General features: G+C 72.8%; 12 protein-coding genes and 1 riboswitch. Of the genes, 1 reads left to right on the top strand and 11 read right to left on the bottom strand.

Translation table 11 applies throughout. The features are described from left to right. Nucleotides 1–79: 79 nt before the first annotated feature. Nucleotides 80–176, bottom strand: a riboswitch (glycine riboswitch). Between the two features lie 134 nt (nucleotides 177–310). From EPO13_07460 to EPO13_07495, 8 genes are all read right to left on the bottom strand, one after another. Continuing rightward, a complete protein-coding gene (locus EPO13_07460; GenBank protein TAK69778.1) occupies nucleotides 311–907 on the bottom strand; it encodes a MerR family transcriptional regulator in 597 nt (198 codons plus the stop codon). Nucleotides 908–1,142: 235 nt separating this feature from the next. Further along, nucleotides 1,143–1,667, bottom strand: a complete 525-nt coding sequence (locus EPO13_07465) for a bifunctional nuclease family protein (protein TAK69683.1) — start codon at nucleotides 1,665–1,667, stop codon at nucleotides 1,143–1,145. A gap of 119 nt (nucleotides 1,668–1,786) precedes the next feature. Continuing rightward, nucleotides 1,787–2,557 (bottom strand): MerR family DNA-binding transcriptional regulator, encoded by a 771-nt coding sequence (locus EPO13_07470; protein ID TAK69684.1) that lies wholly within the window; start codon nucleotides 2,555–2,557, stop codon nucleotides 1,787–1,789. Further along, nucleotides 2,535–3,056 (bottom strand): FHA domain-containing protein, encoded by a 522-nt coding sequence (locus tag EPO13_07475; GenBank protein TAK69685.1) that lies wholly within the window; start codon nucleotides 3,054–3,056, stop codon nucleotides 2,535–2,537. Before EPO13_07475 ends, EPO13_07470 begins: the two co-directional genes overlap by 23 nt. Nucleotides 3,057–3,193: 137 nt before the next feature. Beyond that, nucleotides 3,194–3,589, bottom strand: coding sequence for a glycine cleavage system protein GcvH (gcvH, locus tag EPO13_07480; protein TAK69686.1), 396 nt, complete (start codon nucleotides 3,587–3,589; stop codon nucleotides 3,194–3,196). Nucleotides 3,590–3,691: 102 nt separating this feature from the next. Then, complete coding sequence (locus EPO13_07485; protein TAK69687.1) at nucleotides 3,692–6,193, bottom strand: mannose-1-phosphate guanyltransferase; 2,502 nt, start codon at nucleotides 6,191–6,193, stop codon at nucleotides 3,692–3,694. Nucleotides 6,194–6,206: 13 nt separating this feature from the next. After that, nucleotides 6,207–6,815, bottom strand: coding sequence for a CDP-alcohol phosphatidyltransferase family protein (locus tag EPO13_07490; GenBank protein ID TAK69688.1), 609 nt, complete (start codon nucleotides 6,813–6,815; stop codon nucleotides 6,207–6,209). A gap of 7 nt (nucleotides 6,816–6,822) precedes the next feature. Further along, a complete protein-coding gene (locus tag EPO13_07495; protein TAK69689.1) occupies nucleotides 6,823–7,770 on the bottom strand; it encodes a hypothetical protein in 948 nt (315 codons plus the stop codon). Nucleotides 7,771–8,245: 475 nt separating this feature from the next. On the opposite strand from EPO13_07495, the gene EPO13_07500 reads away from it, so the two are divergent. Then, entirely contained in the window at nucleotides 8,246–9,361 is a 1,116-nt protein-coding gene (locus EPO13_07500; GenBank protein ID TAK69690.1) for a hypothetical protein, read from the top strand. 165 nt (nucleotides 9,362–9,526) lie between these two features. Here EPO13_07500 and EPO13_07505 read toward each other — a convergent pair whose 3' ends face one another. The 3 genes from EPO13_07505 to EPO13_07515 form a co-directional block, all read right to left on the bottom strand. Then, on the bottom strand, nucleotides 9,527–10,603 hold the full coding sequence (locus EPO13_07505; protein ID TAK69691.1) for a hypothetical protein: 1,077 nt from the start codon (nucleotides 10,601–10,603) through the stop codon (nucleotides 9,527–9,529). 169 nt (nucleotides 10,604–10,772) lie between these two features. Further along, nucleotides 10,773–13,145: a CoA transferase gene (locus EPO13_07510; protein ID TAK69692.1), complete on the bottom strand. Its 2,373-nt coding sequence runs from the start codon at nucleotides 13,143–13,145 to the stop codon at nucleotides 10,773–10,775. A gap of 91 nt (nucleotides 13,146–13,236) precedes the next feature. Next, nucleotides 13,237–14,367: a CoA transferase gene (locus tag EPO13_07515; GenBank protein ID TAK69693.1), complete on the bottom strand. Its 1,131-nt coding sequence runs from the start codon at nucleotides 14,365–14,367 to the stop codon at nucleotides 13,237–13,239. Nucleotides 14,368–14,764: the final 397 nt, after the last annotated feature.

Genomic DNA, 14,764 nt, shown 5'->3' on the forward strand with positions numbered 1-14,764 from the left:
GACCTGAGAGCTTCACCGGGTACGTCGTACCCCGGCTTGCACCGGCGGTGGGGTCGGTCGACCCGCTTTCCAGAGGTGCCTCGCCCGCGCGGTCCTTTCGCCTGAGAGGTTCCGGGGAGTGGTTGCTCCTTCGGCGCCCGGCCGTGGCTCGGCCGGGTCTCTCCCGCGCGGGTTCAGTCAGCGGGACGACCGTAACGCACTCCGGCAGCCGCCGGTCAGCCTGTTCAGCTGGTTCCAGTTCGGCTGGTTCCAGTTCGGCTGGTTCCAGCTCCGCTGGGACGGCGCGACGAACCTCAGCCTGTTCGGCTGGTCAGCCGGTACGGCGGCGGGCCCGGCGCGCGGCGAGCTCGTCGGCACCGTCTGCCTCGGGGCGGCCGCCGTCGGCCCGCTCCCCCGGTAGCGTCGCCAGCGTCCCTTCGACCTCACGCCAGACGCTGCCCACCGCGATGCCGAAGACACCCTGACCGCCGCGAACCAGGTCGATGACCTCGTCGGACGAGCGGCACTCGTAGATGGTGGCGCCGTCGCTCATCAACGTCATCCGCGCCAGGTCGTCGCCGGCGCGAGCCTCGAGGTGGGTGACCGCGGCCCGGATGTTGGCCAGCGACACCCCGGTGTCGATGAGCCGCTTGACGATGCGCAGCACGAGGATGTCGCGGAAGCCGTACAGCCGCTGCGTACCCGAGCCCGAAGCCGGCCGGACGGTCGGTTCGACCAGTCCGGTGCGGGCCCAGTAGTCCAGCTGGCGGTACGAGATCCCCGCCGCCTTGCAGGCCACCGGCCCGCGGTAACCGATGTCGCGCGGCAGCGGCCGCACCACGTCGTCCGGAAAGAGCAGCCCCTGCTCGGCCGCCCGGGTCACCGCCTCCGGGTCGATCCCGGGTGCGCCTTCACCCGGGTCCTGGATCCCGTTGGTGCCCGTCACGACCGCCTCCGATCGAACTCGCCGACGCGGCCACCCGGGGAAGGGGGCTGGCCGAAGTTACACCGGCGACGTTTCGTTCCGGACGCTAGGCCGTGCCCCTACGGGCGTCAACGCTGTGCGCTCCGACACGCCGGTCGTCGTTGCGTACGGCGACGGTCCTGGCTCCGGTCGATCTTCAGGCGAGGTCGAGGTTGATCGTTTCGGAACGAGCGCCCGGTCAGCTGCCGGGCGGGCCTTCTTCGGCGGGTCCACCAGCAGCCGGCGGCGCGGTGGGCGGCTCGGTGTCGAAGTCGTCCGGCGAGATCTGGTCGAGGAACTCCCGGAAGCGTTCGACCTCGTCCTCCTGCTCGTCCGGGATCTCGATGCCGGCCTCCGACAGCACGCTGTCGGCGCCGTAGATCGGCGTACCGGTCCGCAACGCGATAGCGATCGCGTCCGAGGGCCGCGCGCTCACCTCGACCCCGGAGTCGAAGACCAGCAGGGCATAGAACACCGCATCCTTCAGCTCGGTGATCCGGACTTCCCGCAACGACTGGTGCAGCGCCTCGAGCAGGTCGCGGACGAGGTCGTGGGTCAGCGGCCGGGCCGGGACGACGCCCTGCTGGGCGAAGGCGATCGCGGTCGCCTCGACCGCACCGATCCAGATGGGCAGATAGCGCTCGCCGTCGACCTCCCGCAGGAGCACGATCGGCTGATTGTTCGGCATCTCTACGCGGACGCCCACCACGTCGAGCTGATGCACGAGCCCACCCTACCGACCACGCTCCGGCTTGGCAGGCGCGTGCGACGGGCAGTCTCCCGGCTGCCGCGGCGCGTCGACTCGCGCCGCTCAGCCGGTCGGTTCGCGGCGTAACGCGCCGCTCAGCTGGTCAGTTCGCGGCGCAGCGCGACGCGGACCAGCGCCGCGTGCAGCCGGACCGACAGCGCCGCCAGCTCCCGCGCCACCTCGTCAGCGCGAGAGCGCTGCTCGGCGGTGCGCGAGCGCAGCAGCGGCGAGACGACCTGCTCGACCAGGCCCGCCTCCCGCTCCGCGGCCAGCCGGAACGACCGTAGGTGACGCGGCTCGAACCCGAAACCGGTCATCGCCGCGACGGTGTTCGCCACGCTGAGGGCGTCGGCGTCGAACTGGCCACCGGAGCCGGCGGCCAGCAGGCCGTACGACTCCAGCTGGGCGAGCACGTCCTCGGCCAGGCCCGACGACGCCAGCAGCTGCTCGCGGGTCAGCCGGGTCCGGGACGCCGCGGTCACCCGGAAGTCGTCGGCGCGTGGCAGTCCGTCGACGTCGGCGAGCGACCCGTCGGCCCGGCCGGACGGGCCGGCCAGCTCCGCCGGGGTCTGCCCGCGGTCCATCGCGTCCAGTTGGTCCCGGATCACCTTCAGCGGCAGGTAGCGCTCCTGCTGCATCCGCAGCACGTACCGGAGCCGGTCGACGTCACCGGGGCTGAACTTGCGGTAGCCGCTGGGAGTACGGGCCGGCTCGATGAGGCCTTCGGCCTCGAGGAAACGGATCTTGGAGATGCTGACGTCGGCGAACTCCTCCTGCAGCACGGCCAGCACCTCCCCGATGCCCAGCAGGCCGCCGGCCCGGTCGACGGTGCTCACGCGCGGCTCATCCCGTCGGCCCGTCGGCATCGAGCCGGACCCGATCCGGGGCCTGCGGCTCGAGGAACAGGAAGCGGTACTTGCCGATCTGCACCTCGTCGCCCAGCGCCAGCCGCTGCTGCTCGATCCGCGCCCGGTTCACGTAGGTGCCGTTGAGGCTGCCGACGTCGTGCACCGACCAGCCCAGGTCGTCGTGCCGGAACTCGGCGTGCCGACGGCTGACGGTGATGTCGTCGAGGAAGACGTCGGCGTCCGGCGCGCGGCCCACCGAGACCAGGTCGCCGGCCAGCGAGAACTGCGTGCCTTCGCCGGGCCCCCGGCGTACGACGAGCGCCGCGGCCTGGTCACCGACCGCCAGCCCCGCGGCGTCGGCCAGCGACAACGGCCCCGAGTCGGGGCCGCCGAGCATCCCGGTGCTCTCCGCGGCGGATTCCGGCTCGGACGGGGCGGGCAGGACCGCGCCACAATTGCTGCAGTACCGGTCGTCGTCTGCCGCGACCGTCCCGCAGGTCAGGCATTCGCGGGCCATCAGTCGGGTGCTCCTCGGCTGGGAAAGGCTCACTGGGCGGCTGAGGGTCGCGGTCGATCACCGGCCCCAGCGACTCGGCATGCGACGACTCTCGCCGTCACGTCAAGGGAGAGGGTAGCGGCCAGGCCCGCGCCGCGTCAGCCTTCGCCGATGCTCAACCGGTACGACAGGGCGTCGAGCAACTCGTCGACGACCGCGACGTCGTCCACTGCGAGTTCGACCATCCAGCCGGCGCCGTACGGATCGGCGTTGACGGTCTCGGGCGCCGCGTCCAGCACCGGGTTGCACGCGAGCACCGTCCCGGTCACCGGTGCGTAGATGTCGCTGACGCTCTTGGTGGACTCCACCTCGCCGCACGGCTCGCCGGCCTGGACCGTGGTCCCCACCGTCGGAAGCGTCACGAAGACGACGTCGCCCAGCGCGCTCTGCGCATGGTCGGTGATCCCGAATCGCACCGTCCCGGCGGCGCCGACGGCGACCCATTCGTGCTCGGTGGTGTAGCGCAGGTCATCCGGTACGGCCGTCTCGGTCATGTCGCCTCCATACGCCGCGCGGACTGGCCGGCGGGCCTGTGCCGGGGACGCGAGGGTACCGGCCGGGCCCGACCGCCGACGTCGCGACCGTGACCGTTCCGATCATGACCGGCCCGCGCGCTCCACGATCGCGACCCAGCCGGCCAGCAGGTCCTGCGCGGCCGGCCCGTCGCCGGCTTCGGCCCACAGCCGGATCACGGCCTCGGCGGGATCGGGCAGCACCAGCGCCCAGCTGCCGTCCGGTTCGACCACGCGCACGCCGTCGGTCAGGTCGATCTGGCGGTCGGCCCCCGCTTCGGTCACCGACCGCATCGCCTGGCCACGTCGTGCCCACGGGGTGGCGACCGTGGCCCGCCGGACGTGCGCCCGCGGGATCCGGGCGTCGACCGCGCTGAGCGGCAGCCGGGTCCGGGCCAGCAGGCCGAGGAGCCGGACGAACATGGCCAGCGCATCCACGTGCGGCCCCATCGCAGGAACGACGTAGCCGCCCCGGCCGTCGCCGCCGAACACCAGGCCGGGCTCGGCTGCCACGACCCGGGCGAGGTCGGCCTCGGTGGTCGCGGTCCACCGGACGTCCACGTGATGGAAGCGGGTGACCTGCTCGGCGACCCGCGTGGTCGTCACCGGAAGGGCGACCAGCCCGCCGGGCTGCTCGGCGGCGACCAGGTCGAGCAGGACGAGCAGCGCGCGCTCGTCGTCGACCACGGCGCCCTGGTCGTCCACGACCGACATCCGCTCCCCGGTGGCGTCGATGCGGATCCCGAAGTGGGCGCGCGAGGACGCCACGAGCGCGCCCAGTCGCTCAAGTGCCACCGCCCGCGCGGCCTCGGTCGGCGTCGGCGCGGACTCGTCCAGCCGGCCGTTGACCGTCAGCACGTCGACGCCGACCCGGGCCAGCAACGTCGGCAGGACCAGCGACGCCGTGCCTCCGGCGACGTCGACGACGACCTTGAGCCCGGCCTCGGCGATCCCCGACGTGTCGACGCAGCGCAGGACGTCCGCGGCGTAGTCGTCCACCACCCGGCGCGGCGTCGTAATGTCGCCGATCTCGCCCGGGAAGGGGCGCCGCAACTCCTGCCGGGACAGCAGCCGTTCGACGCGGTGGGCGGCGGCGGCGCCCAGGTCGGCACCGCGTTCGTCGAGCAGCACGATGTCCAGGCTCTCCGGCGAACCGGGCGTCGTACTGATGAGGATGCCGCCGGCGGCGAGCTGGGCGGTATCCGCCCGGGCGATCGGCAGCGGCATCGTCCGCAGGTCACGGACCTCGACCGCGGCAGCGGTCAGCGCGCCGGCGATGGTGCGCGCGAACGCTCGCGCCGGCCGGGAGTGGTCTCGCGCGACCGTGACCGTGGCGCCCTTCGGCAGGCTCGTCGCGAACGCCGAGGCCAGTCGTACGGCGGTCTCCGGGGTGATCTCCACGTTGACGATCCCGGAGACTCCGCGGGGACCGACGAGCTGGCCGTGCCCACGCGACTCCCAGATCACCGAGTCGTTGACGACGGCGCCCGCGTCGACTGCCTTGCCCGGGTACACCCGTACGCCGTCGGAGACGATCGCCTCCTCCCCCAGCGTGCAGTGGTCGCCGATCACCGCCCCGGCGTGCACTCGTACGCCGCGCATCACGTCGCTGGACCGTCCCACCACGCAGCCGCGCAGGTCGGCACCGGAACCGACGAAGACGTTGTCGTGCAGCACGGACCGGGCGATCCGCGCGCCGGACCGGACCACGACGTTGGTCCCGATGACCGCGTGCTCGTCGACCTCGACGCCGGCCTCGACCTTGGCGTAGGGGCCGATGTACGCCGGTCCGCTGACCGCGGCGTCGGGGTCGACCTCGGCGCCTTCGGCCACGAAGACCCGCGGTGCGACCTCGAACCCCTGGACCTGCGCCTGCACCAGCCCGCCGAGCACGTCGGCCTGCACCGCGAGGTAGGCCTGCAGCGTGCCGACGTCCTCCCAGTAGCCACCCAGCACGTGGCCGTTCACCGGCGCCCCGGCGGCGATCAGGGCGGGCAGGACGTCGTGCGACCAGTCGGAGGCGACGTCGAGCGGCACGTGGTCGAGGACCTCGGGCTCCATGACGTAGATGCCGGCGTTGACGGTGTCGGTGAAGACCTGACCCCAGCCCGGCTTCTCCAGGAACCGTTCCACCCGGCCGTCCTCGGCGAGGGCCACCAACCCGAAGTCGACCGGGTCAGTCCGCCGGGTCAGCCCGACCGTGACGAGCGACCCGCGCTCGCGGTGCACCGCGACGAGTTCGGTGAGGTCGACGTCGGTGAGCGCGTCCCCGGAGATCACCAGGAAGGTGTCCGATCGCAACGCGCGTTCGGCGTTGCGGATGCTGCCGGCGGTCCCGAGCGGCCGGTCCTCCGTGGCGTACGTCAGGTTGACGCCGAGTTCACTGCCGTCGCCGAAATACGTGCGGATCAGCGAGGCCAGGTACTGGACGGTGACCACCGTCTCGGCGAGCCCGTGCTGCCGCAGCAACAGCAGCACGTGTTCCATGATCGGCCGGCCGACGACCGGCAGCAGCGGCTTGGGGGTGCCGGTGGTCAACGGGCGCAGCCGGGTGCCCTCTCCCCCGGCCATCACCACCGCGCGCACGGCCCGGCCTCACTCAGGTCCGGGCAGCCACGGTGGCGAACAACCGCCGGGCCTGGACGACATACAGGATCCCGGCGTACCAGTACAGCGCCGTCCCCCACAGCAGCAGTGCCCATCCGAAGGCTCGGGCCACGACGGCCAGGCTACCGTCGGGGCCGCCGCCGAGGCCCCAGGTCGCGAACAACAGCAGCGGCAACGCGGCGAGGATGAGGAACGTCGCCAGCTTGCCCAGGAAGTGCACCGGCAGGGCGTTCAGGCCGCGGCGGCGTAGGGCCGGAAGCAGGGTCAGCAGGACGAGGTCTCGCCCGAGCAGCGCCACCACGACCCACCACGGCACGATCTGCCGCAAGGCCAGGCCGACGAGGGTCGCGGCGATCCACAGCCGGTCGACCAACGGGTCCAGCACCTGCCCGAGCGCGGAGATCTGGTGCAGCCGGCGCGCCAGTACGCCGTCCAGCCAGTCGGTGGCGGCGCTGAGGACCAGCACCGCCAAGGCCACCCCGTCGGCCTGCCGCGCCAGCAAGACGAGGAACAGCGGGATCGCCAGCAGCCGCAGCAGGCTGAGCAGGTTGGGAACCGTCAGCACCCGGGTCGTCTGCACCGCGGTCGGCTGTACCCGCACCGTGGTCCTACGGCCGGCGGGCAGCCGGGCCCGCTGTCCGGTGCGGCGGGAACTGCGTCGGCTGGAACGGGGGCCGTGCCGGGTGTACCGCCCGGGCGGCGTTGGTCGGGGCGGCGTTGGTCATGGCGGCGACCGGCGCGATCGCTTCGGTGGGCGCGGCATCGACCGGCTCCGGGGCCACTGGCGCGTCCGGCCCGCTCGGAGGGGTCGGCGGGACGGCCACGGCGAGAGACCCGGCGACAGACCCCGCGAGGGGCGCGGCGACAGACCCCGCGAGGGGCGCTGGCCCGGGCGCTGGGTACGCCGCAGCTGCCGCGTGCCGCTGACCACGCCGGGCCACAGCCGCGCGGGCCAGCAGGACGGCGGCGACGACCAGCATCGCGCCGAGGACGACCGCCACGATGGCGACCGGGAAGATCCATCCTGCGGTCAGACCGACCTGCAGCTCGACCGCGACCGCCGGCGAGCCATCGGCATTCATCACCACCAAGGTGCGGCCGCGACCGTGCAGCGCCAGCTCGACCCGGGCCGTGGTGCCCACCGCGGAGGCCTGCCAGAACCGCTGCTCGGTCGGGTCGTCGGGTGTTCCGGTCCCGGGGACCGGGACGAGACGTTGCCCGGTCGAGCCCGGCTCCCGCAGCACGTCGTACGGCCGGCCTCGCAGGTATGCGTCCACGTCGTCCGCCGGGGCGAGCCCGACGAAGATCGGGCGGCCGTCCAGCGAGCGCGCGCCCACGATCACTGTCGCCAGGTCGGAACTGACCGGCGATCCGTCGACCGCGACGACGTCGGCGATCACGGCGGCCGCGGGACCGCTGCTGCGGACCGCGCCGATGCTGCTGCTGTAGGTGCCGTCAGGGCCGAAGACGACGAGCAGGATCACGCCGGCGGCCACGGCCAGGCAACCAACCAGAGCGGCAATCGCGGCGATCAGCCAGAGCCAGACCGGTCTCAACCGTCGGTCGCCACCTCTCGTCCTACGTTCCTACCGGCCGCGTTGCGGCTCCCGTCCTACGTTCTTGCCGCTCACGTCCCCATCGGTTCGCCGCGCACGAGCCCCGTCGGATGCGGCGCCCGGCCGGCGGTGGTCAGGCTAACCGGACGCCCGGCCGGATTGATCCACGCATCGCTGCGGCGTCCCGCCACGACATCGCGCGGCGGCAGCGCCCACCCGGACGGGCGGGTGCAGCGGCAACGGTCAGCGCGGCCTGCTATACCCGACGGGCACTCGTGTCCTGCGAGTGGCAACGGGGAGGATCACGATGCCGACGTCACAACGTTCACTGCCGGGCTCAGAGCCGGCCCACACCCAGCCGGTGGACTCACAGCCGGCCGACTCACAGCCGGTGGACCCACAGCTTGTGGGATTGCTGCCCGGATCACTGCTGCCGTCACGCCGGAGGATGCGCCGAGGCGGACGGTGGGCGGCCATGGCTTGCGCCGCTGTGACGGGCGTCGTCGGCTTCGTCGGCTGTGCGCAGGTCAACGCCAAGGCGGCGACCGATGCCGCGCTGGCGAACCTGCAGGCCGCGACGGCGGCGACGTTCACCATCCGGCTGGACGACCCGAACGACAACCTGGTCAGCCACGCACGCGAGGCGGATCGTCGGTCGACCGCCGCGCTGGCCGACTCGACGGTCACCGTCACGGTTACGGCACCGGCGGGGTCCACCCTCGGCCAGGCTGCGGGTCCGGCGTCGGCGGGCACCGATCCGTCCCGGACGGTCGGGGTCTCCTTCGCCTATGCCTATCGCGGCACCACGCTCGTGCAGCTGCGTCTGGTGGCGGGCGTGCTCTACGCGAAGCTCGATCTGCCGGGCCTGGCTGCCATGACGGGGACGCCGGGCAGCAAGCCATGGCGGAAGGGGGTCGACTCGGATCCGATCTTCGGCGCCGCACTGGGCTCCGTGTTGACCAAACTCGAAGCCGGCAAGTGGCTCAGCCTCGATCTCGACACCTACCAGCAGGTCACCGATGCGCTGTCGAAGTCCGGGTTGCCCGGACAGCCGACGCCCAGCCAACCCGACCCGGCCCAGATCAGTGGCTGGTTGCAGACCGTTGCCGAGGGGGTAAGCGCCAATCTCACCTCGATCCCCCGGGTCGACGGGGCCACGACGTACGTCGACGTCAAGGTCAACGCCCGGGCCGCCGCCGCGGCGATCGTCGACCGGCTGGCCGGGGCCAACGTCCCCGGGCTGGACGCCGCTGCCGTTCCCAGCGCCAAGGCCGACGTGGCCAAGATTGCTGACGGCACAGTCGACGGCACGTTGACGATCACCGACGGGCACCTGACCCGGATCGCCGTCGACCTGCACAGCCTGGCGCTGCTGGGGGACGACCGCGATGCCGTCGCGGCCACCGACGGCGTTCGGCTGCTCGTGGACGTCGACGACTCGGCCGCCGCCGTCAGCGCGCCGGCACGCGGCGAGGTCGCCCCGATCGACAGCATCGTCACCGGCATTGCCCGGTCGTGGCAGGCCGCCCTCCGCGACCTTCCGCGGAGCGTGACGTCGCTGGAGCCACCTCGCGCCGCGCTGCGCAGCTGATAGGAGCGAGGGCAGGAAGGGCGCGGCTGCGGGCACCAATGGCCGTCCGCCGGGCGACGGCACCGCCAGCCGACAGGGCCGGCCGAGTTGGGCCCGGCCGAACGAGGGCCAAACGACTTGGCGCCGACGGCGTTAGCGGCCGACTGGGGTGAGCGGCCGACCGGGTCAGGGCCGGACGCCGACGTGGACGTGGTCCTGGTGCACCGGATCGGTGTAGTACGGCGCTGACCGCGGGCCGAGGTCGCGCGGACCGCCGACCTGGTAGGCGCCGAGGGCTGCTGCGGCCCGCATCAGCTGATCCACCTTCGGACCCTGCTCCACGACCGCGGCACCGTCCACCCGCCAGATGTCGACGGCTCGCCCGCGGCTGTGATCACTGACCGCCGGCTTGTCGAAGATGCGGTACGGGTGCCCGGCGCCCAGCACGCTGACGGCCAGCGGCCACCGAGCGGCCAGGCCGAGCAGCACGTGGAGCAACGGGTCGCCGACGAAGCCCGCCGCGACGTCTGCTCGAGCCACGGCCGGCAACTGCAACCGGTCGCTGGCGAGCACCTCGCGGGCAGCGTTGGACAGGCCGGCTGCCGCCGGACGAGGCGTCGCCGGCAGCACCGCCGTTACGCGCATCGGATCACCGGCCAGCCGCACGTCCCACGTCGCGTCCCGGGTACGGAGTTCACCGGCATCCGCGATCGTCTGACGGACGACGACGATCACGCTCGCCGAGCGGGCCAGCAGGCCGCCGTACTGCGCGACCACCACCTGCGCGACCGCCGCCGCCCGCGGTCCCGCACGGGGCGGCCGGTCCAGGGCCCACACGGTCGCCGGGTCAAGCCCATCGAAGCCCGCGGCGCGCAGCCGGCCAACCAGCTGCGGTGACCCGGGGCCCCAGGTTCCGGCGGCCGTGACCAGCGCGACTGCCGCAGCCTTCAGCGTCGGCCGCACGTCGTACGGCCCTGGCCGCCACGGCTCCACGACCGGCAGCGTCGGCTCCCCGAGCGCCGTCGCCGGTTCGTCGGCCGGGAGCTGCTCCGCCCCGGCCGACAGGCCCGACGAGTCCGACGAGCCCGGTACGCCGCCCGAAGCCGCCGGGGTGGCCCGCGGCGACGGCGACGAGCCCTGGGCGAGCGCCCGGTCAGGCCCGGGGTCGGTAGCCGAGGACCCTCGCGACCGGGCGCACCCGCCCGTCGCGACGCCGGCCGCTATGGCCAGGCTCGCGACAAGGAAGCCGCGGCGGTCCAGCACCGACTCAGCGTAGGTCGGGCCCCCACGATCGGCTGGCCACTGTCGGGCGACGGCGTCACGCACCCGGCGGTGTCAGTCCCGGCTGAGTCGCAGCGATCGCGAGGCCCCCGGGTCGGCTATCCGCTCGGCCGGAACGCCGTCAGTCCGTCGGCTATCCGCCGGGGCGCCGTCAGCCCGGCTGCGTCCCGGTGATGCCGAGGTCGGCCAGTTCGGCGATCCGCTCGGCCGGCAAACCGAGGAGCCCGCCGAGGATCTGGTCGTTGTGTTCGCCCAGCATCGGGGCGCGATCCCGGAACCACGGCTGGGCGCCGCGCGAGCCGTACCGGAAGGGCAGTGACGGCACCTCGTGCACACCGACGAGGGGATGGCTGATCTTCTCCGCGAAGCCCCTGCCGCGGAACTGCTCGGAACCGAACGCCTCGGTCGCGGTGAGCAGCCGCTCCGCGGGGACACCGGCATCGCGCAGACGCTGGGCCACGGCGGCGGCGTCGGCCGCGGCGAATGCCGCGCCCAACGCCTCGTCGATGTCGTCCTGCCGACGGCGGCGGCCGGCTGCGGTCGCGAGGTCCGCGGCCGCCGCCCACTCCGGATCGCCGAGTTCCCGCCGCAGTGACGCCCATTGCGCGTCGTCGGTGACCGCGATGGCGAGCCACTCCTCCTCGCCGGCGCACTCGTAGATCCCCTGCGGAGCGGCCGCCGGACCGCGGTTGCCCTGCCGGGGCGGCTCCTGCCCGGTCGTCTCGAACTGCAGCAGGCCCCAGGCCAGGACGTTGACCGCGACGTCGGACATCGCCGACTCCACGAGGTGGCCGACGCCGGACGTCCGGGTCTCCTCCAGGGCAGCGATCGCGGCGAACGCGGCGTGCGCACCGGCGTTGTCGTCGCAGAACCCGCGCGGTCCGACGGGCGGGCCGCCCGCGTACCCGGTCAACGACGCCAGACCTGTCGCCTGCGCGGCGGTCGGGTCGAAAGCGCGCATGTCCCGCCACGGCCCGGACAACCCGAAGCCAGGCATCCGTACGACGGTCAGCCGCGGGTTCGCCTCGTGGATGGCCTCCCACTCCACCCCCACCTTGGCCAGCACGCCCGGGGTGCCGTTCTCGATGAGGAGGTCGGCGTCGAGCAGCAACTGCTGCAGCAACTCCTTCCCCTCCGGCCGCGACAGGTCCAGGGTCAGATCGGCCTTGTCGGTGTTGACGGCCTGGTAGAGCGGCGCCCACTCCCACCAGCCGTGCCGCGACCGCTCAGCCACCGTCACGTTGCGGACCAGGTCGTAGCGCCGGTGCGACTCGATCTTGATCACCTCAGCGCCCAGCGCCGCCAGCAGCTGGCTGGCCGCCGGGCCGGCCCAGAACGTGGTCATGTCGATGACGCGCAGTCCGGCCAGTGGCAAGGGTCGAGTGCCGGACGCTGCCGCACCAGCCCCGGCGCCAGCGGCACCGGTCGCTCCAGCAGCGCCCGTCGCGGCGGCACTGGCCGCGGGGTCCGCCGAATCCGGGGCGGGACGGACCGAGGCGAGCCGCTCGCCGTCGATGATGAAGGGCGGCCGGGGTACCAGGTGCCCGTCCGGCCCGTCCTGGAAGAGTTCGCGAGCGCGGAAATGGGGAACCTCGGTCAAGGTCGACATGGAATTGACCGGTGCGACCGGAACCTTCTTCGCCGCGAAGGTCTCCACGACTTCCGCGGTCGTCCGCTCAGCAAGCCACGGGTGAGCGGCCGCATCCAGCTGCGAGCGGTACGGCTGACGTGCCTGCGGGTTCGCGATCCCGGGCAGGTCCGCGAGTTCCGGGTGGCCGATGGTCTCGACGTACGTCCGGAACTGGTCGGGAGTGCTGACCGACAGACCGACCCAGCCGTCGGCGGTCGCCTCGATCGACGGAATGGGCACACCGCGTTGCGGCGCGGGGGCACCCTGCCCGGCCATGCTCACCGCCACGTTCTCGAACATGGTGAAGCAGATGAGTTCGGCCTCCGCGGCGGACATGTCGACGTGGTCACCTTGGCCGGTCATCCGCGCGACACGCAGCGCTCCCAGGGCACCGACGGCCGCATAGGCACCGGTAACCCACTCCCCTACCCGGCCACCGGCGTACAGCGGCCCGCGGTCGACGTAGCCGCGATGGATCGACGAGCCGCCCAGCGCCTGCAGCGTGAACTCGGTCGCCGGGCGCGTCACCCACGGACCGGCGACGCCGAACGGCCGCACCGAGACCACGACCAGCGACGGCTTGGCCGCCTGCAGTGCGGCGAGGTCATCCGCGCTCAGTTCCCCGCTTTCGACCACGGCGTCGACATCGGCGGCGAACGCCACAACGTCGGCGGCGCCGGCGAACTCGACCGGGGTGTGGCCCAGGTGGAGGAATCGGCGAACCGGATCGTCCGGGTCGAGGTCGAACGTCTCGTGACCCGGCGCGCGGGACGCCGGCAGCGACGCCCAGCTCACCTCCGCGCCGACGTCACCGAGCAGCTTCGCGCAGTACGCGCCGGCCAGCGTCCTGGCGACGACGAGAACTCGTAGGCCTTCGATCGCGAACATCACCAAGCGCCTCTGCTTCCGGACAGGCCGAGCGGTGCTCGGCAGACGTGGCCACGGCCGTCACCGGCCGGGCCGGGGCCGTGCGCGGGGTCAGGCATCAGGCCACCGCGCCCGCGGCGCGCAGCGCCGCGATCTGCTCCGGCGTACGGCCCAGCTCGTCCAGCAGCGCGTCGGAGTCCGCACCAGCCTTGGCCGGCGGGCGGACGATCTCGCCTGGCGTACGACTCAGCCGCGGGGCGACGGACCCTTGCAGCAGCCCGCCCACCTCGGTGAACGTGCCCCGCGCCGCGTTGTGGGGGTGCTGCGGCGCCTCGGCCATCGACAGGACGGGCGCGAAGCAGGCATCGGCGCCTTCCAGCAGGCGGACCCATTCGTCGCGAGGCTTGGTGGCGAACAGTTCGGTCAGCCGTTCGCGGACCGCCGGGTCCTGCGACAGGTCGTGCTGGTCGGCGGGGTCGATGTCGTCCAGCCCGAGCGCCGCCAGCAGGCGGGCATAGAACACCGGCTCGATGGACCCGACGGACACGTACTCGCCGTCCGAGCAGCGGTACACGTCGTAGAAGTGACGTCCGGAGTCGACCAGGTTCGTGCCGCGCGTCAGCGACCAGCGGCCGAGGCTGTAGTTACTGGTGAACGTCGTCATCAGCAGGGCGACACCGTCGACGATGGCCGCGTCGACAACCTGGCCGGTCCCGGATCGCGCCGATTCGAACAGCGCCGCGAGCATGCCGAACGCGAGCATCATGCCGCCGCCGCCGAAGTCGCCGACGAACGCCAGCGGGATCTCCGGCGGCCCGTCCTTGCGACCGATGGCGGCCAACGCTCCGGTCAGCGCGATGTAGTTCAGGTCGTGCCCGGCGGACTTGGCGTAGGGCCCGGTCTGTCCCCACCCGGTCATTCGGCCGTACACCAGCCGGGGGTTGCGTTCCAGGCACACGTCGGGACCCAGGCCCAATCGCTCCATGGCGCCGGGACGGAATCCCTCCAGCAGCCCATCGGCCGACGCGACCAGCTCCAGCGCGACCTCCGTGGCCTCCGGTTTCTTCAAGTCAAGGGCGATTGACCGTCGGTTGCGGCCGAGGACGTCGGGCTGCCCCGGGCCCACCGCCTCGGCCCGGTCGATCCGGATCACCTCGGCACCCATGTCACTCAGCAGCATCCCCGCGAAGGGCACGGGGCCCAGTCCCCGGAACTCCACGATGCGCAGACCTTCCAGCGGCCCCGGCATGACTCCCCTTTCAGCGTCCGGCAGCCTCGGCTGCTTCCGGCAGCGAGCGGACCGCGCGGTCCGCTCGCTCGGTCGAAATCCACCTGTCGCCGTGGCGATCCCGGGCGATCAACCAGGTCGATCGTGCGGCGTCGTGGTGACCCGCGGCCGGCCGGCCGGTGTGCCGGCCATACCGCCGGAAACCGGTCGGAGAGCGTCAACATAGGGCACCGTCGGTGGCCTGGGAAGGCTTCGAAAGTTCAAAGTCCTCAGCTGTAGACTTTGCTGCCGAAGCCACGTAGGATCCGCTCCACGAGCCATGCGCGTCCCGGCTCGCCGCGCCTCTTCGCCGATCCGTTCCGTGCTCGGATCACACATTCGATATCAGGGTCCACCACTCGACTTTCCTCAGCCGGCT

Source organism: Actinomycetota bacterium (genome assembly GCA_004297305.1).
Lineage (GTDB): Bacteria > Actinomycetota > Actinomycetes > S36-B12 > FW305-bin1 > FW305-bin1.